At 63.5% G+C, this 21,670-nt stretch carries 20 protein-coding genes; 12 read left to right on the forward strand and 8 right to left on the reverse strand.

Features of this window, described 5'->3' with window-relative positions; genetic code table 11:
* Position 1: 1 nt before the first annotated feature.
* Positions 2-1,480 (reverse strand): adenylate/guanylate cyclase domain-containing protein, encoded by a 1,479-nt coding sequence (locus R4P70_RS20925; RefSeq protein ID WP_003945952.1) that lies wholly within the window; start codon positions 1,478-1,480, stop codon positions 2-4.
* 192 nt (positions 1,481-1,672) lie between these two features.
* On the opposite strand from R4P70_RS20925, the gene R4P70_RS20930 reads away from it, so the two are divergent.
* The 4 genes from R4P70_RS20930 to R4P70_RS20945 are packed head-to-tail and all read left to right on the forward strand — an operon-like array spanning position 1,673 to position 5,465.
* Positions 1,673-2,851: an AI-2E family transporter gene (locus R4P70_RS20930; RefSeq protein ID WP_019747101.1), complete on the forward strand. Its 1,179-nt coding sequence runs from the start codon at positions 1,673-1,675 to the stop codon at positions 2,849-2,851.
* The gene (gene macS, locus R4P70_RS20935; RefSeq protein WP_020906401.1) at positions 2,844-4,067 is read left to right on the forward strand and encodes a MacS family sensor histidine kinase; all 1,224 of its coding nucleotides are present in this window, start codon (positions 2,844-2,846) and stop codon (positions 4,065-4,067) included. The genes R4P70_RS20930 and macS overlap by 8 nt, the downstream gene beginning before the upstream one ends.
* A 4-nt stretch (positions 4,068-4,071) precedes the next feature.
* A complete protein-coding gene (locus tag R4P70_RS20940; protein ID WP_037134012.1) occupies positions 4,072-4,728 on the forward strand; it encodes a response regulator in 657 nt (218 codons plus the stop codon).
* 17 nt (positions 4,729-4,745) lie between these two features.
* Positions 4,746-5,465, forward strand: coding sequence for a DUF1707 domain-containing protein (locus R4P70_RS20945; RefSeq protein ID WP_021333130.1), 720 nt, complete (start codon positions 4,746-4,748; stop codon positions 5,463-5,465).
* A 4-nt stretch (positions 5,466-5,469) separates the two neighbouring features.
* On the opposite strand, the gene R4P70_RS20950 is transcribed toward R4P70_RS20945, so the two are convergent.
* The gene (locus R4P70_RS20950; RefSeq protein WP_019747104.1) at positions 5,470-5,922 is read right to left on the reverse strand and encodes a MaoC family dehydratase; all 453 of its coding nucleotides are present in this window, start codon (positions 5,920-5,922) and stop codon (positions 5,470-5,472) included.
* Between the two features lie 35 nt (positions 5,923-5,957).
* Positions 5,958-6,485, reverse strand: coding sequence for a cupin domain-containing protein (locus tag R4P70_RS20955; RefSeq protein ID WP_259117404.1), 528 nt, complete (start codon positions 6,483-6,485; stop codon positions 5,958-5,960).
* 150 nt (positions 6,486-6,635) lie between these two features.
* On the opposite strand from R4P70_RS20955, the gene R4P70_RS20960 reads away from it, so the two are divergent.
* Together R4P70_RS20960 and R4P70_RS20965 are read left to right on the forward strand one after the other, a co-directional pair.
* Positions 6,636-7,208, forward strand: coding sequence for a TetR/AcrR family transcriptional regulator (locus tag R4P70_RS20960; protein WP_019747106.1), 573 nt, complete (start codon positions 6,636-6,638; stop codon positions 7,206-7,208).
* 169 nt (positions 7,209-7,377) lie between these two features.
* Entirely contained in the window at positions 7,378-9,222 is a 1,845-nt protein-coding gene (locus R4P70_RS20965) for a DUF2339 domain-containing protein (protein ID WP_317831520.1), read from the forward strand.
* A 1-nt stretch (position 9,223) separates the two neighbouring features.
* Here the strand turns inward: R4P70_RS20965 and R4P70_RS20970 are convergent, their stop codons facing one another.
* The 3 genes from R4P70_RS20970 to trmB are packed head-to-tail and all read right to left on the reverse strand — an operon-like array spanning position 9,224 to position 13,603.
* Entirely contained in the window at positions 9,224-12,130 is a 2,907-nt protein-coding gene (locus R4P70_RS20970) for an MMPL family transporter (protein WP_141487721.1), read from the reverse strand.
* A 10-nt stretch (positions 12,131-12,140) separates the two neighbouring features.
* Positions 12,141-12,848, reverse strand: a complete 708-nt coding sequence (locus R4P70_RS20975) for an NYN domain-containing protein (RefSeq protein WP_003945733.1) — start codon at positions 12,846-12,848, stop codon at positions 12,141-12,143.
* Complete coding sequence (trmB, locus tag R4P70_RS20980) at positions 12,845-13,603, reverse strand: tRNA (guanosine(46)-N7)-methyltransferase TrmB (protein WP_019747110.1); 759 nt, start codon at positions 13,601-13,603, stop codon at positions 12,845-12,847. Before trmB ends, R4P70_RS20975 begins: the two co-directional genes overlap by 4 nt.
* A gap of 199 nt (positions 13,604-13,802) precedes the next feature.
* Here trmB and R4P70_RS20985 point away from each other — a divergent pair, with 199 nt between their 5' ends.
* The 6 genes from R4P70_RS20985 to epsC all read left to right on the forward strand — a co-directional run bounded on the left by R4P70_RS20985 (position 13,803) and on the right by epsC (position 20,312).
* Positions 13,803-14,699, forward strand: coding sequence for a GTPase domain-containing protein (locus R4P70_RS20985; RefSeq protein WP_317831523.1), 897 nt, complete (start codon positions 13,803-13,805; stop codon positions 14,697-14,699).
* 181 nt (positions 14,700-14,880) lie between these two features.
* Positions 14,881-16,032: a hypothetical protein gene (locus R4P70_RS20990; protein ID WP_317831525.1), complete on the forward strand. Its 1,152-nt coding sequence runs from the start codon at positions 14,881-14,883 to the stop codon at positions 16,030-16,032.
* A 133-nt stretch (positions 16,033-16,165) separates the two neighbouring features.
* Entirely contained in the window at positions 16,166-16,504 is a 339-nt protein-coding gene (locus tag R4P70_RS20995; protein ID WP_021333139.1) for a DUF6802 family protein, read from the forward strand.
* Positions 16,505-16,781: 277 nt separating this feature from the next.
* Positions 16,782-18,611 carry a phosphoenolpyruvate carboxykinase (GTP) gene (locus tag R4P70_RS21000; RefSeq protein WP_029254577.1) on the forward strand — a complete coding sequence of 610 codons (1,830 nt, stop codon included), beginning with the start codon at positions 16,782-16,784 and terminating at the stop codon, positions 18,609-18,611.
* 181 nt (positions 18,612-18,792) lie between these two features.
* Complete coding sequence (gene cysK, locus R4P70_RS21005) at positions 18,793-19,728, forward strand: cysteine synthase A (protein WP_003945916.1); 936 nt, start codon at positions 18,793-18,795, stop codon at positions 19,726-19,728.
* A gap of 5 nt (positions 19,729-19,733) precedes the next feature.
* Positions 19,734-20,312: a serine O-acetyltransferase EpsC gene (gene epsC / locus R4P70_RS21010; protein WP_003945907.1), complete on the forward strand. Its 579-nt coding sequence runs from the start codon at positions 19,734-19,736 to the stop codon at positions 20,310-20,312.
* A 58-nt stretch (positions 20,313-20,370) separates the two neighbouring features.
* Here epsC and R4P70_RS21015 read toward each other — a convergent pair whose 3' ends face one another.
* Both R4P70_RS21015 and R4P70_RS21020 read right to left on the reverse strand, forming a co-directional pair.
* Positions 20,371-20,679 carry a hypothetical protein gene (locus tag R4P70_RS21015; RefSeq protein ID WP_317831529.1) on the reverse strand — a complete coding sequence of 103 codons (309 nt, stop codon included), beginning with the start codon at positions 20,677-20,679 and terminating at the stop codon, positions 20,371-20,373.
* 28 nt (positions 20,680-20,707) lie between these two features.
* On the reverse strand, positions 20,708-21,667 hold the full coding sequence (locus tag R4P70_RS21020) for a cation diffusion facilitator family transporter (RefSeq protein ID WP_133727633.1): 960 nt from the start codon (positions 21,665-21,667) through the stop codon (positions 20,708-20,710).
* Positions 21,668-21,670 lie beyond the last annotated feature (3 nt).

A 21,670-nucleotide genomic window follows, 5' to 3' on the forward strand; every position in this document is an offset into this window, starting at 1 on the left:
CCTAACCAATTTGATCCGGATCGACCTCTGGATACTTTTCGGGCCACGCCAGATGCGTCAGTCGTCGGCGCCCACGCAGTTGGACTTGCTCGCCGAGTTCCCACTCGGCCTGTTCCTCTTCGTCGGCGAAATACAGCGCGCTCGTCGACGCCAGCACTCGGCTGGGCCGAAGTTTCGCGAGCTCGGTGAGCCGTGATGCTTCGTTGACCGGATCGCCGATCACGGTGTACTCGAAACGTTCGGCAGCACCGATGTTGCCGGCGACCGCGAGTCCCGCGCTCACGCCGATACCGACGTCCAAGCCGGTGATGTCGTTGAGCTTGAACCGCAGCTCGCGAGCCGCCGCGAGGGCTGCCGTCGGAGCGTCGGGTCGATCGAGTGGTGCACCGAAGATGGCGAGCGCCGCATCACCCATGAACTTGTTGACAAAACCGTGGTGGCGATCGATGACGTCGACGACCACACGGAAGAACTCGTTGAGCAGTTCGACCACTTCGCCCGGCGGGCGCTCGGCCGCGGCACCGGTTGATCCGACCATGTCGACGAACAGAACTGCCACGAATCGAGTTTCGCCGCCCAGTTCGGTACCGAACTTCAGCGCGCGCCGGGCCACGTCCTCGCCGACGTGCTGGCCGAACAGCTCACGCAGCAGGCGACGCTCGTCGGACTCTTTCATCATGCGGTTGAATCCGACCTGTAGCCGGCCGATCTCACTGCCGTCGAACACCTCGACGCGTACGTCCGTGGCGCCGCGCTGCACTCGCTCGATGGCGCGTCGCAGTTGTCGGATCGGATCGGAGATCTGAGTAGCCGTCAGCATCGACAGTGCAAAGGCCTGCACGATCGCCATGATCGAGATGAGCAGGATCGCCCACGCGAGCGAGTCGGGGGAGAACTCGAGATCGGTCGTGAGCTGCGTCGAGCACAGCAAGATGATGCCTGCGACGGGCATCAGCGTGCCGAGTCCCCAGGTCATCGCCAGCCGGGTTCCGACGCCCGGCGCCATGGTCCGATCGAATTCGCCCTCGCTCAACGCCTGGGCGGCGACCGGACGCAAGATGCGCTCGCCGAGCATGTAGGTGAACCCGAAGGTCGTGGTCGCGGCCATGCAGACCGTCACGATCACGGCGATCGCGAGTCCGGGCATCTCGGTGATGGTCAGGAACACGAAGATGATGCCGCCCAGAATCCACAGCACCAGGTGGACGATGGCCTGGCGAAGCGGCGCGTGCAGTGCCGCCATCTGCTCGGACCTCGTCGGCGGACCCCCGCGCAGCCGCCAACGGATGACCGACTTCAACATCATTGCCGCCGCGGTGAGGCTGACGGCACCGGCGAATGCCAGGTAAACGCCGAAGATCGCGAAGTTGCGGACCCGGTCGGCAACTATCGCGTCGGACTCTTGGATCGGAACGCCGTACCGCACGAAAGCGAAGACCAGCACCGCGCCGATCAGATTGGCCGCGAGCATGGAGAGCATATAGAGGGGCCACCGGCTGCGGATGGTCACCGCTATTGCTCTGTATGAGGCCCGCACAGGGTTCAATTTAGCTGGCAGAGCTCGAAGTGTTGGTACGCGCGTCCGATTATTGGTCCGCTCACCTGTGTCGGCCGGTCCGGTTAGGCTCGCGAGGTGAACGCAAACAGGGGGCGTGCGGAGCGAGCTTCGAGGATGAACAAACCCATCTCCGCCGACGCTCGGGCGGTGCATCCGGGCGTGCGTATCGCGGCGGAATGGTCGTGGCGCCTCATCGTGATTTTTGCCGGGCTACTGGTTCTCGGATACGTGGTTCTGCGCCTCGAGACCGTGCTCATCCCGGTGGGGCTGGCTCTACTGGCATCGGCTCTGCTGATTCCGGTTGTCGATCGGCTACAGGTATGGGGAGTTCCTCGCTCGGCAGCCGTCATCGTCGTTCTGCTTGCCTCGATCGGACTGGTCGCGGGAATCATGACGTTTGTCGTCGAGCAGTTCATCGACGGGTTGCCCCAGCTCACCGACCAGTTCACGGCCAGCGTCACGCAGATTCAGAACTGGCTCACCAGCGGCCCGCTGCATTTCAGCGAGGATCAGATCCGCCAGGCGGGTGACTCGGTCGTCAAGTCGGTGCAATCCAATCGTGAGTCCCTGACCAGCGGCGCCTTGACCACAGCGACGGTCATCGGCGAGATCTTCACCGGGGCATTGCTGACGCTGTTCACTCTCATCTTCTTCCTCTACGGCGGCGACCAGATCTGGCAGTTCGTCACCCGGATCGTTCCCACCGACGCGCGTCGTCGGGTGCGGATCGCCGGTTCTGCAGGTTTTGGGTCGCTGATCGGTTACGTGCGCGCCACGGTCGCGGTTGCCGCCGCCGACGCGATCGGTATCGGTGCCGGCCTGGCGATCCTCGGGGTGCCGCTCGCCCTGCCGCTGGCGTCGTTGGTGTTCATCGGCGCGTTCATCCCGATCGTCGGTGCATTTCTGACCGGTTTTCTCGCGGTGCTTGTCGCTCTGGTCACGAAGGGTTTCCTGACGGCACTGATCGTCCTCGGCATCATCATCGGCGTCATGCAGCTCGAAGCGCACGTGATGCAACCGCTGTTGTTGGGTCGCGCTGTTCGCCTGCATCCGCTGGCAGTCGTTCTCGCCATTACAACGGGCATCGTCCTCGCCGGAATCGTCGGCGGGCTCTTGGCTGTTCCGATCGTCGCGGTCCTGAATACCGCCATTCGTTCCCTCCTCGCCGACGACCCGGACATCGCGTACGCCGAACTGCACGTCGAAGATCCGGAGACCCCACTGTTCCCCGCCGAACCCGACGAGCCGCGCGCCGAGCCTCGCATCGTGAACCCCACTCCTCCCGATGACTGAGCCCACCCGCCGTCGTCGGCTGCACTATCAGCCGACCGTTCGCGAGGCGTCGGGCGTCGACACCGACCCTGATGCCCCGCTGTGGCGGGCGGCGCAGGCATTTCGCCTCGTCACGCTGGTGTACGCGATCAGCTACCAGTTCGCTTCGGCCTCCGACTACACCAACTCCCGGCTCAGCTGGTTCTTCGTCGCTCTGATGGCCGTGTGGACCGGGGTGTCGGCGCTGTTGCTCGGAACTTCCGGTGCTCTGTTCGGTAAGACGCTTCCGAGGTACCAGGTGGTGATCGCCGATCAGGTGGTCGTCATCTTGCTGATGGCGTCGACGAGGCTGGTCTCCGACCACGAGTGGTATCAGAATCACCAGACGCTCCCCACCACGCTGTGGGCCACCAACGCGGTCATCTCCGCGGCAATTCTCGGCGGACCGTGGCTCGGTATGGCGTCCGGAGTTGTCATCTCGGCGGCCAGCGCGATCATCCGCGACCAGGTCAACCTGGATCTCTGGCGCGATGCGACGGCTCCCGTGCTCGTATCGGTCGGCCTGGCGTTGGGCTTGGCCACCACCACCGCTCGGCGCTCGCATCGACAACTCGAGCAGGCCGTACGTCTGGCGGCGGCTACCGAAGAGCGCGAACGTTTGGCACGCGAAGTGCACGACGGCGTTCTGCAGGTGCTGGCGATGGTGCGCCGGCGAGGAGCCGCACTCGGCGGCGAGGCAGCTGAGCTGGCCGCGCTGGCCGGCGAGCAGGAGGTCGCGTTGAGAATGCTGATTTCCGAGCAGGTTTCGGGTGCCGCGGCAGATGTCGGCGGACAGACAGTGGATCTGTGTCCGCTGCTGACCACGCAGGCCAGCACGTCGGTGTCGGTGTCGACGCCCGCGCACCCGGTCGTGATCGAGCGCGATCGAGCCATCGAACTGGCAGCCATCGTCGACAATGCCCTGTCCAATGTCGGGCTGCACGCCGGTCCTGCGGCGAAGGCGTACGTATTGCTCGAAGATCTGCCGGACGAGGTGATCGTCAGTGTCCGCGACGACGGCGTCGGAATCCCCGAAGGTCGCTTGGCGCAGGCCGAGGCCGAAGGCCGCATGGGAGTATCGAAGTCCATTCTCGGTCGAGTACAGGTGCTCGGCGGAACTGCAGTCCTGCAAACGGGGCCGGGGGAGGGCACCGAATGGGAGATCAACGTTCCGAAGGGGAAGAGTGAGCGTGGCTGACGAAATGGGCGAGAATCCGGTGACGGTGATGGTCGTCGACGATCACCCGATGTGGCGCGACGGTGTCTCCCGGGACCTCGAAGCCGCGGGCTTCACCGTGAGCGCCACGGCGGAGGGTGTCGAGAGTGCGCGCCGCCGAGCCGCCGCCGTGCAACCGGCCGTGGTTCTGATGGACATGAACCTGCCGGACGGAAACGGTGCCGACGCCACCACCGCGGTGCTCGAGGTTTCGCCGAAGAGCAAGGTACTGGTGCTTTCGGCCTCCGCCGAGCGTGACGACGTCCTCGACGCGGTCAAAGCCGGAGCGTCGGGTTACCTGGTCAAGAGTGCTTCGGTGGCGGAACTTCTCGAGGCCGTGCGAGCGACTTTCGACGGACAAGCCGTCTTCACACCCGGCCTCGCCGGATTGGTGCTCGGCGAGTACCGCCGGATGTCGACGGCACCGGCCGACGATCGCGCACCCGAGCTGCCTCGGCTCACCGACCGTGAGACCGAAGTGCTCCGTCTTGTCGCCAAGGGGCTGAGCGCAAAACAGATCGCCACGAGGCTCTCGCTCAGCCACCGGACCGTCGAAAACCACGTCCAGGCGACGCTGCGGAAACTTCAGTTGGCCAATCGAGTCGAGCTCACGCGATACGCAATAGAACAAGGTCTCGAATAACGTTTATCCTGGAAATCATGGAGGCCAGGAATCTACGCGTATCCGATGCCGAACGAGAGCACGTCGGCGAGCTGCTGCAGAAAGCTGTCGGTCAAGGGATGCTCTCGCTCGGTGAGTTCACCGAGCGCATGGACACTGCCTTGGCTGCAAAGACGCGAGGTGAGCTCAACTCGGTTCTCGCCGATCTTCCGGGCATCACGCTGATCTCCGACTACGACCCACCCGCGTATCCCAATGCAGGTCAGCCGATGTACCAAGGCCAGCCGTATCCTTCGCCGACATACCAACCCCAGCCGCCGCCGGTTCACCCGAGCCCGCCTTACCGCGCTCCCGTCGGCGCTCCGGTAGTCGGTAACTACGGAACGGCAAATGCTGCCGTGATTCGTGGACGAATGGCGACGGTGACGCGAAACGGCGCATGGATCGTTCCTCCCGCTGTCGTGGTCGATACCAGAATGTCCAGTGTGACTATCGATTTCACGCGCGCTGTGATGCAGACGCAGGTCGTGAACATCTCGATCGACGACTACGCCAGTTCGATTTCACTGATCGTTCCCGAAGAGGCGACGGTGGACATGAACGGTGTCGAGGCAGTCGGAGGAAGTGCGTCGAACAAGGTTCGTTCCGGCCCGCAGATGGGCCCGCTGCATCTGGTGGTGCACGGCAAGGTGCGATTCGGCAGTGTCACCGCGAAGCATCCCTTCGGTACCACGATCCGAAAGATGTTCGGCTCCTGACCTTTCAGTGATACGCGCGGGTCAACATCTCGGCGACGCACACGGGTTTGTCACCGTGTTCTCGTTCGAATGTCTGCGTCACCGTGATCTGGACGCCGCCATTGATCGGTTCGACTTTGCTCAACGTCGCACGCATGCGAACGCGAGAGCCAACCGGAAGCGGAGCAGGCAACCTGACCTTGTCGAATCCGCAATTGAGAGCAAACGCAAAACCCTCGAGCGAGAACATCGCATACGAGAACATGGGGCCGAGTGAGAGCGTGTAGTTGCCGTGCGCGATCGTTCCACCGAACGGTGACTCCTTCGCGCGATCCACATCGACGTGAATCCACTGATCGTCGCCGGTGACCCGGGCGAACTCGTCGATGGACTCCTGCGTGACATCGTGCCAGTCGCTGACGCCCAACTCTTGGTTCAGGTTGGCGCTGAGGTCTTCTGCTCCGGTGAGTACAAGCATGAATCTTCCTTTGATCGGTAGGTGCTGGCAGTCGGTCAGTGACTTTCGATGCCGAATCCCACACCGTGCGTCTGTGCGATCTCGGCAGTGGCAACGAGATCGAATTCGATCCCGAAATCTGCTTCTACCCGCGCTGCAACCGATTCCGCGGCGGAACCAGCTTCGGCCAGTAGTTTCGGCATCAGTTCGAACAGGTCTTCCATCCCTCCGGGCGTGATGATTTCGAGAATCCGTGCTGGAGCGTCGTCGGGATTCCACACGGCGTGCCACTGGCCACGCGGTTTGAAGATCATGGCGCCAGTCTCCGCGTAGACGACCTCGTCTCCGACCATCGCTGCGACGCGGCCACTTTGAACCACCGTGTACTCGTCTTCGCGGCTGTGGCGATGGACCGGTGAGGTCATCGAATGCGGAGCGATGCGGTGTTGTACAAGAGAGAATCCTCCCTCGGTTTGTTTGCTTCGAACCATCATCCGGACGCCGGTGGCCGCGAGAGTCCCGGTGAGATCTACGTCCGGTCCGAGGACGGTCGTCGTGGTGTGGTTTGCGGAATTCGGTGACATCGATTTGGTCCTTTGCCGTCGTGAGCGTCGTTGGCTGTGCTCCGGTTTCGATTCTCGAATCATGTACCAATCGGTCTAGTGATGCAAGGCTTTGGCTATTTATGCACTTCAAGTGTTGTCGATATGTGTACTGATCGGTATGTTGAACTTATGTCTACGAGGGATTTGTTGGTCGATGCCGCTGCCGACTTGTTGCAGCGGAAGGGGTACGCGGGAACGGGTGTGTCGGAAGTGCTCTCGGCGAGCGCGACCACCAAGGGGTCCTTGTACTTTCACTTTCCCGGTGGCAAGGAAGAACTCGCAGGCGAGGCTCTGAGGCGACGCGGTGAGGCAATGGCCGATTTCATCCGGCATCTCCTGGAGAGCTCACCCGATGCCGCCACCGCGATCTCGGCATTTGCTGCCGCACTGGCTGCGCGTTTGTCGGATTCGGACTACGAACGTGGATGCGCCCTGGCTACGGCAACACTGGATGCCGCAACCGAATCCGAGGTCATCCGTGGTGCTTGTGCGGACGGGTACAACTCGTGGCTGGGGCTGCTGGCTCAGCGCCTCGAAGCCGACGGTTGGTCCCGCGAAGACGCAGAGTCCGAGGCAATTCTCGCTTTGTCCGCACTCGAGGGCGCGCTTGTCCTCGCTCGGGCGCGTCAGGATCCCGCTCCGCTTCACACTTCGGGTCGGTTGCTCTCCGAACGATTGCGGAATGCAGCGCCTCGGCGATAGTTCCCTGTCGGTCGATGATGCAGTCGGTCGATGATGCAGTCGGTCGATGGTGCCGTCGGTCGATGGTGCCGTCAGTCGAAGGTGTCCTCAGTTGAATACGAGAACTCCCCAGGCTGATCGAGTAGTACTACTCATCTGATCGGCTCGGCCACGCAGCAAGCTCGTAGCCATGACCACACCGAGCTCTCCCGCCGTCGATCCGCGACTGGTGACCGCCCTCTCGGCCGAGTGCGACAGCATCGGCCGGCAGTTGCGTCACATGGGCCAGAACCTGTCGATCCTGCAGACTCAGCTGGCCTCGGCTACTGTTCCCCCGCCCATGCCGGTAGTTCCGGCACCCGCAGCTCCGGCGCCACAGATGCCGCCAATGCGTCCTCAGCAGAACGTGCCCACCTGGCAGCCGCCGACGTATCCGGTTGCCGCACCTCGCCAGCCCTGGTGGCAACGCGACGGTGTCATCAGTCGACTCCTGGCCGCGGCCGGTGTTGCCGTCACACTGATCGGCGTCGTGATGCTGCTGGTACTTGCAGCGCAGGCCGGATTCTTCGGACCGCCGCTGCGGGTGCTCGGTGGCGCACTCCTTTCCGGCGCCTTGGTGTTTGCCGGGGTGCGGGTCCACGGACGACCAGGCGGCAAAGTGGGAGCGATTGCTCTGGCCGCCACCGGTTTTGCGGGAATGTACCTCGACGTCGTCGCGGCCTCGGTTCTCTACGGCTGGGTGACGACGCCGCTCGCGGTGGTGATTGCCTTCGGGATTGCCGCGGCCGGGGTTGCTTTGGCGGTGAAATGGGATTCCGAATCACTGGCACTCATGATCGTTCTGGGCGCAGCGGTGCTGGCTCCCGTGTTGACGTCGGGAATATCGTTGACCCTCATCGGTTTCCTCTTCGCGATCCAGTCGGCGACATTCTCCGCCCAGCTCGGTCGTGACTGGAAGTACCTGGGTATGGCGCGCACCGTACCCGTGGTTCTCGCGCTGCTCGTAGCGGTAGCGTCGAATGCAATCTTCAGCGAATCCGGTAACAGTGCAGTGCAATTGGTGATCAGTGCCGGCGTGGTTGCAATCGTGGGGGCCGGCTGCGCGATGGCCGTGCAGTGGAGGGGTTCGCCCTCGCGCGGCGGAGTTGCAGGGGCGTGGTCCACCGCTACCTTTGTTGTCTCGTCTCTTCCGCTGATGAGCGTCGGAGCCGTGCTCGGGCGCACCGAATCCGCAGTGCTGTACGGAATTGCTGCGGCACTACTACTTTCCGCTGCAGCGGCGGCCAAGCCTTTGCCGACGCAACTGCGATTCGGACTGGGCGCAACCGGCGCTCTTGCATTGTTGCTGTGCTGCTTGTCCGGGGCGACGGAATCTCTGGTCGTACCGCTGGTCCTCACCGTCGGCATGATCTTCCTCGGAGTCTCGCTGTATGCAGGTTCGCGCTTCGTCTTCGCCCTCGGAACCGCCTTTGCGGCAATCGGATCGATCGGATACCTCACGACGGTTCCGCCGGAAGCGTTGACGACTGCCCGTGCCGCATCCATGCAACTCGGTGCGATCACGGCACTCTCGAGCCTGACGGCGATAGGTGCACTGGTGATGCTGGTGTGGGCGATTCACCGACTGAAGTTGATCGCCGATTCGAATGCAGCGGTTCTATGGGCGGCCGCAGGGTTTGGTGTCCTCTACGCGGTGACGTGTGCGCTCGTCTCATCCGGCGTCGAAATCTTCGACAGTGCAACCGGATTTGTTGCCGGGCACAGCGTTGCAACCATCGTCTGGATGCTTGCCGCCACGTCAGCGCTGGTGCTCGGCCTGAACAACCGTCAGCATGCTCGCGTTTTGCTCGGAGCTGGTCTTGCTCTCACCAGCGCGGCAGTGGCCAAGCTGTTCCTCTTCGACCTGGCCACGCTCAGTGGGCTGGTGCGCAGCGCTGCCTTCCTGGTGGTCGGCTTGCTGCTCCTGCTGGTCGGGACTCGTTATGCACGAGCCTTCGCCAAGCAGGAGCAGGTCAGCTCCGCTTCTGGATCATGAGTCAGCTTCGCTTCTGGCGAGCGATGAGCTCGCTGACACTGATGGCGCCTGCGTCGTCAGGTCGGTGCCTGCCGGTGGCGTTGTCGTCGCCGTCAGAGGCATCCGAGACTCGGGGCTCGGTGGGACGACGCTCCGGAGCGATCGGTGGAGGCGGCGACTGGGGGGTCGCCTCCACCGAGGTCGGGGCCGAGCCGTTTGTTGCAGCGCCATTTGTTGCAGAACCGTTGGTAGCACCGTTTGCAGAGCCATTCCGGCTCGAGCCGTTGGTACCTGAACCGCTGCTTGCCGAACCGTTAGTACGCGAAGGCGTCCGGACCACCGGCAGCGGCCGTGAGGCCGGGGGAGTCTGTTCCCGAGCCCGCAGGTCCGACAACCAACTCTCGATGGGACGCTCGGCCGGCGCAGCGGGCGTCGGGTTTCTCCGCTTGTCGGTGGTGTTCGGTTGCGGTCGGTACGAAGGATTGGGGACCGGTGCCTCGATCAAGTTCTGGGGCGCGCTGGCTGCACTCCCGATATCGAGACGACGTCGCGGTGCCGGCTTCTCCGCGGCAGGTGTATCCGTGTTCGGTGCCTTGATCGTCATTTCGCTGAGCGGAATGGGCTCGGTGAGAGGATCGGGAACACGAGGTCCGCTTTCCGGCTGTGCAGCCGGGGCAGGCGGCGGCATGACCCGCGAGGCCGCTTCGATCTTGCGCGGCTGACCCGGTCCGGCGATCGCACCGACGGGCGCGATCTGCGGGACGTTTGCGAGCACAAGTTCGTTGTCGAGGATCGGCTCACCCAGCCCGATCTTCTGCTGGATCCGCTTCATCCAGGCCGGGGCCCACCAGCAGTCGTCGCCGAGCAGTTTCATGGTCGCGGGGACCAGGAACATTCGGATCAGCGTGGCGTCGATGATCAGCGCGGAGATCATGCCGTACGAGATGTACTTCATCATCACCAGATCGGACAGGCCGAATGCACCGGTGACCACGATCAGAATCAGTGCGGCAGCGGTGATGATCCGGCCGGTATGTGCCGTGCCGATTCGGATGGATTCGGTAGTACTCGCGCCCTGCGCTCGCGCTTCGACCATGCGGGAGAGCAGGAACACTTCGTAGTCGGTCGACAGGCCGTAGACGATCGCGATGATCAACACCAGGACGGGAGACATGATCGGTCCCGGCGTGAAGTTCAAGAGACCGGAACCGTGCCCGTCGATGAAGATCCAGGTCAAGATTCCGAGCGTCGAACCCAGGCCGAGCGCGCTCATCAACGCAGCCTTGATGGGCAGGACGAGCGAACCGAACGTCAAGAACATCAGCAGCGTCGTCAGCAGGATGACCGATACGACCATCAGCGGCAGACGGTCGAGCAACGCGTCGACGCTGTCCTGCTCGATGGCCGGAGTACCGCCGACGAGCACAGTTGTGCCCTCGGGCCAATCCGCGGATCGCAGATAGTCGATGGTGGGACGTGCCTCGTTGCGCTCGGTCAGACCGGCTTTGAGGACGTTGACCCCGTCCTTGGTCGCGACCTCCGGGGTGAACTTCTCGACCAGACCCGGCGCAGCGTTTGCGGTCTTGGAAATCTGACCGAGAGTGGTGTTGTCCGCTCCCTCGATGACGAGTCGAACGGGCTCGGTGCGATTGCCCGGGAAGAGTTCGTCGAACTGCGCCTGCGCGACACGCGTGGGGCTGTCCGGGGGCAGGTACGTCTCGTTGATACCGCCGAACTTGATGCCCGTCAGCGGAATGATCATCAGCAGTAGAGCCGCGACGATCGGGACCGCGACCTTGAGCGGATGCTGCATGACCCAGCGGGTGAGCTTGCCCCAGAAACCGTTCTCGATTTCCTCGTTGGTCTTGGTCTGGCGCAGCTTCTTGAAGGTCAGCGCGTCGATCCGCTTGCCGAGAATGCCGAGAATAGCGGGAAGAATCGTGATGGACGAGATCGCGGCAAGCATCACGGCAGCAATGGCGCCGTAAGCCACCGATTTGAGGAAGCCCTGCGGGAACAACAGCAGACCGCCGAGGCTGACGGCAACCATGGTCGCCGAGAACATGACCGTTCTACCCGCCGTCATGACCGTTCGGCGTACTGCGGTCGGGGTGTCGTACCCCTCGGCTATCTCTTCTCGGAAACGGCTGACGATGAACAGTCCGTAGTCGATCGCGAGACCCAGGCCGACCAGAGAGACCACGGGCGCAACAAACGCGTTGACCTCGGTGAAGTTGGTGATCAGTCGAATGATGCCGTTGGCGCCGATGACGGTCAGACCGCCGACGATCAACGGGAGGGCCGCAGCGACGACGCCACCGAAGACGAAGAACAGCAGGACACCGACGGCGGGAATTGCGAGCATTTCCATGCGCTTGATGTCGTTGGCCATCGTGTCGTTGAGCGAATTCGCGACAGGTTGCAGGCCGGCGAGTTGCACGTCGACGCCGTCGATGTAGAACTGCGACTCGACGTCGCGGAAGTTGTTGGACACCGCGGTGTCGTTGTCGCCGGCGATCGCGATGCTGGTGACCGCGTGTTGCTTGGTCTTGTCCGCCAGGGCCGCCACCGAGAGACCGTTGTCGACCTTGAAGTACGAGCCGTTGATCTTCATGATCTGGTCGGGGTTGTCGGCGACGAGCCGCTGCAGATTGTCGATGACCTTCGCTTGGAACTCGGGGTCGTCGACGGTCTTGCCCTCCGGCGCCGTGTACAGCGCCAGAACGTCACCCGTCGTGCTGCGTCCGAACGTGCCGTCAGCGAGTTTTGCAGCCTCTACCGATTCCGACCCCGGATCGTCCCAGCCGCTCTGGCTGAGATGATCCTGCAGGCTCAGGCCGTACGCAGCGAGCCCGAGGAGCCCCGCCACCATGACAGCGATGACGGTGAAGCGGGCTCGATAGACGATGCTTCCCCAGCTGGCGAACACTGATCAACTCCTACTCGGCAACACTTTTTCGCCCGATGAGCAGGGCAGAAAGCGGTCGGAACGGCTGCAACCAGGCGCCCTCGTCGGGCAGGGTGTCCAGGCTTACCCGTGGCAGAGGCTCACGGAAGACACCTGGGATGTCCTCGAGATCGACGAAGTCCAAGATATCGGACGACACAGCCCAGCTGGCGTGTTCACGGAACCCGAGAACCTGGACCGGGATACCGGTTGCTGCGATGTCCTCGAGAGGTTCGCGGAACGCTTGGCCGTCGGCGGACGCGACCATGATTCCGGCGAGGCCCTCGCCGTACCGGAGCGCGATGTGCTCGAGCATGTCCGAATCGACATCGCTGTCTTCATCGACCTTCGGCTTGGCGAACACCGCGAAACCCACGTTACGCAAGGCTTCGACCCAAGGACGAACGACGTCGGCGCTGCCGGACGCGATGTTGGTGAAGACGGTCGCTTCAGGCTCGAGCGTGCCGCTGTTCTGTGCGGACAGTTCGGCGGTGCGAGAGAGCAGCCAACGACCCAAAGCGTCGAATCGTGGCCGGTAGGCGGCGGTAGGCCGGCCACCGAGGATGGCGCCGAGGCCCATGTCGAGGTTGGGGGCGTCCCAGACCAGAAGCACCCGCTTGGGGTGGCGGGAGTCACGACCGAAGTCGAGAGGAGATTCCGACGACGTCACGTCGTCGGATAGCTGTTCGCTGACGCTCATGCTCTGATCTTCCCCCATATAAGCTCGGTGATTGCACTACCGACCTTATGGGCTTTGTCCTCGAACTTGGTGACCGGACGCTCGTGGGTCATCGGCGACTCCCAGTCGAGTGCGGTCAGCAGTGGCTCGGCATTGCCGGCTTCTTCGATCCATTCGGCGTACTCGGCGTGATCGGTTGCCACGTGCAGGACTCCGCCGGGCTTGAGGCGGTTGGCGATCAGCGCGAACGTCGGCCCCTGCAGGAGGCGACGCTTGTGATGGCGGGCCTTGGGCCACGGGTCCGGGAAGAACACCCGGACGCCCGTCAGGGACTCGGGGGCGACCATGTTCTCGAGTACGTCCATCGCGTCACCGCGTAGTACGCGGACGTTGGGAATCTCTTCACGCTCGACCTGCTGGAGAAGTTGCGCGAGCCCCGGGCGGTACACCTCGATCGCGATCAGGTTCACGTGCGGTTCCGCCTTGGCCATAGCGGCCGTCGCGGTGCCGGTACCCGAACCGATCTCGATGATCAGGGGTGCCTCGCGTCCGAACCAGGCGTTCGCGTCGAGCGGTGTGTCCGAGACGTCGGCGCCGATGAGCGGCCACTGACGGTCCCAAGCCTGCTGCTGCGCGTCGGTCAGCGCACCCCGGCGAGAGCGAAAGCTGGTCACTCTCGGATGGAGACGGGACCCCTTGGCGTGGTCCGTCTGCCCCGTGTCAGGGGTCTGCGGTGCATGCTGATCGGCTTCGTTCACGAACCCATTGTCACGCATGACCCCCGTTTAGCGCAGACGGGTCTGAAGTTTGAGTTGAGACTTTCTGCGGAAAGTCCTGAAACAGCCGACTTCGGACAGCCAGCGAAAGAGTGGTGTCACCTGCCGTCCTTGCCGAGAACCTGACAGAATCTCACCGACACGATGGGGACGTGGGGTGGGGATGAACACAGGATTTGCATGCAGTAATTGGTCAAGAATGTTGCCCGCAGAATCGATCGACGACGCCTGCGCGGAGCCGATCGACCACTTGCGCGCTCTGGCATATCGGCTGACGTCGATCGATTCGGGAGCCGCAGAGGCGGTTCACTCGGTGCTCGGATCGCTGAGCGCGCCGCTCGAATTGGTGGTCGCCGGGCGAGCCGGGGTGGGGCGGTCGTCGTTGGCGCGGATCCTGGGGCGCGACGACCGGTTCTCGCGCAGAGTCGTCGGCGCACCGGTTGTGGTGACCGAGTCGCGCGCGTTCGACGTCCCTGGAACGTCGAACCCCGATCTGGGTCGTCGTTGCGTTGTCTACGTGGTGGTCGACGCGGTCCGCGACGTCGACGGCCGAGCCATTGCCCGAGTTTCCGATCGTGTGGTCGTCGCTGCGAACAAGGCTGACTTGTTCGGGCCGCGCTGGGACGAGGCGCTGGGACGGGCCGCGGAGATCTCGGAGACCGTCGGCGTGCCCACGGTTCCAGTGGAGACACTGACCGGGCGCGGCGTCGAAGAATTGTTCGAGGCTCTCGGATCTGTTCTGGAGGCGCAGTGGTGGGGCCGGGTCGAGCAGATCGGCCCGGCGCTGAGGCGGTCTGCCTCGCGCAGCGCTGCGGGCAGGGACGAGATCGAGTTGTATCTGAGTTCGGACTCCGCGGTGCTGTTCGGCGCCGCGGCGGCGATGATGAGCCCCGAAATTCGAGCCCTGCTTCAAGGCGAGCCTCCCGATCCTCGTACCGCCGACGACGCGGGCACATGCAGCCGGTGGTGGGGCGAGCTCGTGGACGAGTCGGAACAGGCTCCGCAACAAAGGGTCTCACTGATTCGCCGCGGGTATGTGCGTCGGTGGGCGCAGCTCGGGGGCGATCGCTCCGCTCCGGCGGTGACCGATGGATAGCGTTTCGGTACTTCCGGATTCGGTGCTGCGCGTGGTGCAGCGATGGAATCCGGCATCCGATCCGGGTCGCCAGATCGCCGCCGAAACATCCAGTGGCACTAGAATTTACGTTGTCGGCCCACCGAGGTGTGGACGGGAAGACGTCGCCCGGATGTTCAATGCTTCTGATGACTGTTCGACAGTGACACGCGAGGTGGACGCCGACGTCGTACTTCTGGTCGTCGACGCCGCCAGTGTGATCGGACGCGAGGATCTTCTTCTTCTCGACGACGCTGCAGAGAGCGGAATCCCGGTGGTGGTCGCGCTGACCCGCGTCGACGTCTACCGAGACTGGCAGGCGGTGCGCCGGCGTGATGCCGAGATTCTTGCTTCGCACTGCACTGCTTTTGCTCAGGCCCCGGTGGTCCCGATTGCGCCCGGTCAAGAGCAGTCGCTCGTTTCGGTCGTCAGCCGGGCGGCACGGCAGAGGGAAGCAGGCGGTTCGGATTCCGGTGTCATCGCGCAGACGCGCCGGATGATCGAGATAGAGATCCGGAATCTGCGTGACAGCGTTCCTGGTGCCGAACTGCGGGCCGAGCGATCACAGCTGCTCGCAGACCGCGACGGCCGGCGAGGCGAACGCCTGGTGCAGGTGCGAAGCCGACTGCAGCGAGCGCGCGGGGATCTGTCACAACAAATCGCCGAGGCAACCCGGGCTACGGTCGCGGGGGCACGTGCCTGGGTCGATGTGGCCTCGCGAGCCGAATTGGGTAGCGTGCCGACGCGACTGCAGCACGAGGTCGACCATCACACCCGGGTGTTCGATGCCGCGATGGCGGCAGCGGTGGAAGTGGCGGGCACGACCGGGTACATGCCTTCCCCACGGATTCCGGAGGGCCCGCCGGGACGTCAGCGCGGAAACGAGGACCGGGTGACAATTCTTGTCGGCGCGTCCGCGGGTCTCGGCCTCGGCCGTATCGCGGTGACTCCGCTGGAAATGATTCCGGCCTTGGAGTTCGCGAGTATCCCCGTGACGTTGGTTCTGGGCGGCGCCGCGGCGTGGTGGTTGGCGCGAACTCGCGGGCTGACGGCGGATCGTGCCTACTCCAGGTCGTGGATCGTCGAATCGATGTCGACGGTTCGCGCACAGTGGGAGCAGCGAGTCCAGAGTGTTCTGCTCGAGGCCGAGGCGGATCTGGGAGCGGCGATCATGGCGGAGAGTCGCGAGCAGGTGGCGTCGGCGCAGGCCCGAATCGTGGAGATCGACGGTGAACTTCGCGAGCTTGCCGCGGCCAGATCAGGGCAACTGGCGTCGTGCGAGCGCGACCTCGCCGTTTTGAACGCCGCCTACTGACATTCCGCGAGTGCAGAGTTCTCCACAGCGTCGTAATTTCGGCCTCGACTGATCGTCGGGGTCTGGTAATACTGAGCGGACGGTTTCGGTAGGGGTTGCCGAAGCAGTAGGTCACCATCCAGTAGGGGGAGTAATGGACGCATTTCTGATCACGGCCGGACACATCGACGGGCACGAAGCCGAAGCGCTCGATCCTGGGCGTATCGAGCCCGAGACCTTCGGGCCCTCGTCGGGACCGGTCGATGCCGGCGACCTGAACTTCGACGCCTTCGACTTGGACGGTGACGGAACGGTCGACAGCCGTGTCGTCCACTCCGACGACGACGTCGTGATCGTGTCCGACTTCGATCGCGACGGTAGTGCCGATCGCCTCACGATGATCGAGTCGGACGGCGACTACTCGGCCTGGGAATGCAGTCGAGACGACGAAGGCGCCCTCGTGTGGCAGAAAATCGATGCCGGAGCGCTCTGAGAAGGTTCCGTTTATGTGCTCTGAGCGCCGGGTAGGCACCTGAACACACCAACTGAATCGTTTCTGTGACATTTCTGACCGCACCCGATTACCTGCAGGTGAACAGCCAGCGTTAACCTCAATACATAGGACACCCGGCGTCCGTGAAATCCACGTGAGTGGATGACGCGGCTGGACCCCGTCGAGAGGGGGACACCGGGATCGACTGGTATCGGGGCGCTGCAGTTTGCATCCGGTGTCACGAGAACCCGGTTCCGGCTCACCCCAGGAGAGTTTGATGACCTCAGCGACCATTCCCGGTCTCAATGGAACTGACGGCACGCCCCCCACGCAGCACAAGGAACTGCTTGCATGGGTGCAAGAGGTTGCCGAACTCACCCAGCCTGATCGCGTCGTCTTCGCAGACGGCTCGGACGAAGAATGGGACCGACTGACAACGAAGTTGGTCGAGGCAGGAACCTTCACCCGCCTCAACGACGAGAAGAAGCCGAACTCTTTCCTCGGCAACTCCGATCCGTCCGATGTCGCGCGAGTCGAATCGCGTACGTACATCTGCTCGAAGGAAGAAATCGACGCAGGTCCCACCAACAACTGGATGGACCCGGCGGAGATGCGCACCCTCATGGGTGACCTGTACCGCGGTTGCATGCGTGGACGCACCATGTACGTCGTGCCGTTCTGCATGGGCCCCCTCGACGCCGAGGATCCGAAGCTGGGCGTCGAGCTCACCGATTCCGAGTACGTCGTCGTCTCCATGCGCGTCATGACCCGCATGGGCAGCAAGGTTCTCGACAAGCTCGGCACCGACGGATTCTTCGTCAAGGCGCTGCACTCGCTGGGCGCTCCGCTGGCCGATGGCCAGGAAGATGTCGCGTGGCCGTGCAACGACACCAAGTACATCACCCACTTCCCCGAGGATCGTGAGATCTGGAGCTTCGGTTCCGGCTACGGCGGAAACGCTCTCCTGGGCAAGAAGTGCTACTCGCTTCGTATCGCTTCGGCAATGGCGCACGACGAGGGCTGGCTGGCCGAGCACATGCTCATCCTCAAGCTCATCTCGCCCGAGGACAAGGCCTACTACATCGCGGCGGCATTCCCCTCCGCTTGTGGCAAGACCAACCTCGCGATGATCCAGCCGACCATCCCCGGATGGCGCGCCGAGACCCTCGGTGACGACATTGCCTGGATGCGTTTCGGTGAGGACGGACAGCTCTACGCCGTCAACCCGGAATTCGGTTTCTTCGGCGTGGCTCCCGGCACCAACTGGTCGTCGAACCCCAACGCCATGCGCACCATCGACCAGGGCAACACGGTCTTCACCAACGTCGCTCTGACCGACGACGGTGACGTCTGGTGGGAAGGCCTCGAAGGCGACCCGCAGCACCTGATCGACTGGAAGGGCAACGAGTGGACGCCCGAGTCGGGCACCCATGCGGCTCATCCCAACTCGCGTTACTGCACCCCGATGTCGCAGTGCCCGATCATGGCTCCCGAGTGGGACGACCCGAAGGGCGTGCCGATCTCGGCAATCCTGTTCGGTGGACGCCGCAAGACGACGGTTCCGCTGGTCACCGAGGCTCGCGACTGGCAGCACGGCGTCTTCATGGGTGCAACGGTCGGCTCCGAGCAGACCGCAGCAGCCGAAGGCCAGGTCGGTACGGTTCGCCGCGATCCGATGGCAATGCTGCCGTTCCTCGGCTACAACGTCGGTGACTACTTCCAGCACTGGATCGACCTCGGCAAGTCCGCGGACGCGTCCAAGCTCCCCAAGGTCTTCTACGTCAACTGGTTCCGCCGTGGCGACGACGGACGCTTCCTGTGGCCAGGCTTCGGCGAGAACTCTCGCGTCCTGAAGTGGATCGTCGAGCGCATCGAGCACAAGGCTGCCGGCATCGACACCCCGATCGGCGTCGTTCCCACCGGATCGGCACTCGACATCGAAGGCCTGGACGTGTCGGACGCCGACATCACCGAGGCCCTCGCGGTCAACATCGACGAGTGGAAGGCCGAGATCCCGCTCATCGAAGAGTGGTTCGACTTCGTCGGCGAGAAGCTGCCGACCGGCATACGTGACGAGTTTGAAGCTCTGAAGCAGCGGTTGGCCTGATAAACCGCCCCCGTATGTAGTGGCCTGATGCCGCATTGGTTCAATTTGATGAACCGATGCGGCATCGGTCGTCTGTATGCCCTTGCCTGTAGCCGTTATGCAGTTCAGCCGTAAAGCAGTTCAGCCGTAAAGCAGTGATCAGCGAGCGGGTCGACACACTCGATCCTCAGGAGGACCAGATATGAGCGGGATCTACAACAACGTGACCGAATTGGTCGGGCGCACCCCGATCGTGCGGCTCAACCGTCTGACCGAGGGCCTGGACGCACAGGTCGCCGTCAAGCTCGAGTTCTACAACCCGGCCAACAGCGTCAAGGACCGGATCGGCGTGGCAATCATCGACGCCGCCGAGAAGTCCGGTGCACTCAAGCCCGGCGGAACCATCGTCGAGGGCACCAGTGGTAACACCGGTATCGCACTCGCCATGGTCGGTGCTGCTCGCGGCTACAAGGTCATCCTGACCATGCCCGAGACCATGTCCACCGAGCGTCGCGTGATGCTGCGTGCTTACGGCGCCGAGATCGTCCTTACCCCGGGCTCCGAGGGCATGGCCGGTGCAGTCGCCAAGGCCAAGGAAATCGTCGAGCAGACCGAGAACGCTGTCTCGGCCAGCCAGTTCGCGAACCCGGCCAACCCGGCCATCCACGAGGCAACGACGGGCGAAGAGGTCTGGGCCGACACCGACGGCGCCGTCGACATCTTCGTGTCCGGCATCGGCACCGGCGGCACCATCACCGGCGTCGGACGCACCCTTCGCAAGTACAAGCCCGAGGTCAAGATCGTGGGCGTCGAGCCCATCGACTCGCCGATCCTCAACGGTGGCCAGCCCGGTCCCCACAAGATCCAGGGAATCGGCGCGAACTTCGTGCCCGACGTCCTCGATCGCGAGATCTACGACGAGATCATCGACGTCTCGTTCCCCGATTCCATCGAGGTCGCTCGCGCACTCGGCACCAAGGAAGGCATCCTGGGCGGCATCTCGTCCGGCGCCATCGTCTGGGCCGCACTCGAGTTGGCGAAGCGTCCGGAAAACGCCGGCAAGCTGATCGTGGCTGTCGTGTGTGACTTCGGCGAGCGTTACATCTCCACCCCGCTGTTCGAGCACATCCGGGACTGAGACTTGTGAGTATCCTCGGGACAATTCGCGAGGACCTGCAGGCTGCGCGCGGTCAGGATCCTGCCGCGCGCAGCAATGTGGAGAACGCGCTCGTTTATTCAGGGCTGCATGCCATTTGGGCGCATCGGGTTGCGCATCGTATGTGGGCCGTCCCTGCACTACGCGGCCCGGCGCGAGTGCTCTCGCAGCTGACACGCTTCGTTACCGGCATCGAGATTCACCCCGGTGCCACCATCGGTCGACGGTTCTTCATCGACCACGGCATGGGCGTCGTGATCGGGGAGACGGCCGAGGTCGGTAACGACGTGATGCTCTATCACGGCGTCACCCTGGGTGGTCGCTCGCTCGAGCAGGTCAAGCGTCACCCGACGCTGGGAGACCGGGTCACCGTCGGCGCTGGTGCCAAGATCCTCGGACCTGTCGTCATCGGTGAAGGTAGCGCTATCGGCGCCAATGCCGTTGTCACCAGAGATGTTCCGGCCGAATCCATCGCGACGGGTATCCCGGCGGTGGCGCGGCCACGGACCACCAAGGAAAAACTGGTGGACCCGAACAGTTACATCGATCCTGCGATGTACATCTGAAGCACTCCTTCTTCGATGGCCACCCTCGTGTAGACGGCGGGTGGCCATCGGCGTCTGTTCAGGCTCGCGTCAGGTGCCACCCGCGACGTCCCAGTACGATGGCCGTCGCAGCGCCCAGTGCCGCCCCGATCAGGGGATAGCAAGCGAGAATTAGCCACTGGAGCGAGTTGTCTGGAAGCGCCATGTAGGAGATGTCCAGGCTCGACTCGTAGTCGCGACTCATCTGCACACCCCGGATCGGTTCGTAGGCACCCTGATAGACGATGGTCGTGTCTTGGCCGGTCATCACATCGATCAGACTGCCCACCAGGGGAATTCCCCCGACGACAAATCCCAGAACCGCCAGAATCACGATCAGTGCGCGCATCGAACGAGCCTATCGCCCGGCCGGAAGTTCAGACTGTGATCGACGGTTCTTCGGGGGTCGAGAGGGTCAGGATCGCTCGCACGACGCGTGGACTCTGCTCGAGTGAGCGTTCGAGTTCGCGCAACGTGTGGGCCACACGGGATTCCGCGTAGTCACCGACCAGATCGACGCTGGCCACCAGGTACACCTGCCGCGGACCGAGGTATTCCATGCGCAGGAACGTGATTCGGTTGATCTCGGGCAGTTGGGTGAGAGCTTCGACGGCTGCTGCCCGCAGCGTCGGTGAGGCCTCTTCGCCGACCAGGAATCGGCGGTTGCGATCGATCAGGATGATCGCGATGACTCCGAGAAGTATGCCGACGAAGATGGAGCCGAGGGCGTCGGGGATCGGTGAACCGGTGATCTGGTGCAGTAGGACGCCGACGAATGCGATGACCAAACCGATCAGTGCCGCAGCATCTTCGGCGAACACGGCCCTGGTCGTCGGGTCGGACGTGTTGAGCGCCTGGGCCATGACGTCGCGGTTCACTGCGGATGCTTCGGTTCGGAGTTGCTTGTACGCCTGCCGGAACGAGATGCCTTCGAGGATGAACGAGACGCCGAGGACTGCGTAGGCGACACCGAAGTCGGTGGCCGGTTCGGAATGGAACAGTTCCTGGATGCCGTGGGTGATCGACACACCTGCGCCGAGCGCGAAGAGTCCGAGGGCGGCGAACATCGACCAGATGTAGGCCTCCCGGCCGTACCCGAGTGGCTGGTCTCGGTCGGGAACCCTTTTCGAGCGGCGGTTCGCGATCAGCAACAGCACTTCGTTGCCGGTATCGGCCCAGGAGTGGGTGGCCTCGGCGACCATCGATGCAGATCCGGTGACGATGGCTGCCGCCGTCTTGGCCCCGGCGATCAGCGCGTTAGCCGCAAACGCCAGTACGACTGTCGTGGTGCTCTCGTCGCCGTTTCCCGTCGGCTCGGCCTTGGGTTCGATGCTCACGAA

Origin of the sequence: Rhodococcus sp. IEGM 1241 (assembly GCF_033142365.1) — a bacterium.
GTDB classification, from domain to species: Bacteria; Actinomycetota; Actinomycetes; order Mycobacteriales; family Mycobacteriaceae; genus Rhodococcus_F; species Rhodococcus_F erythropolis.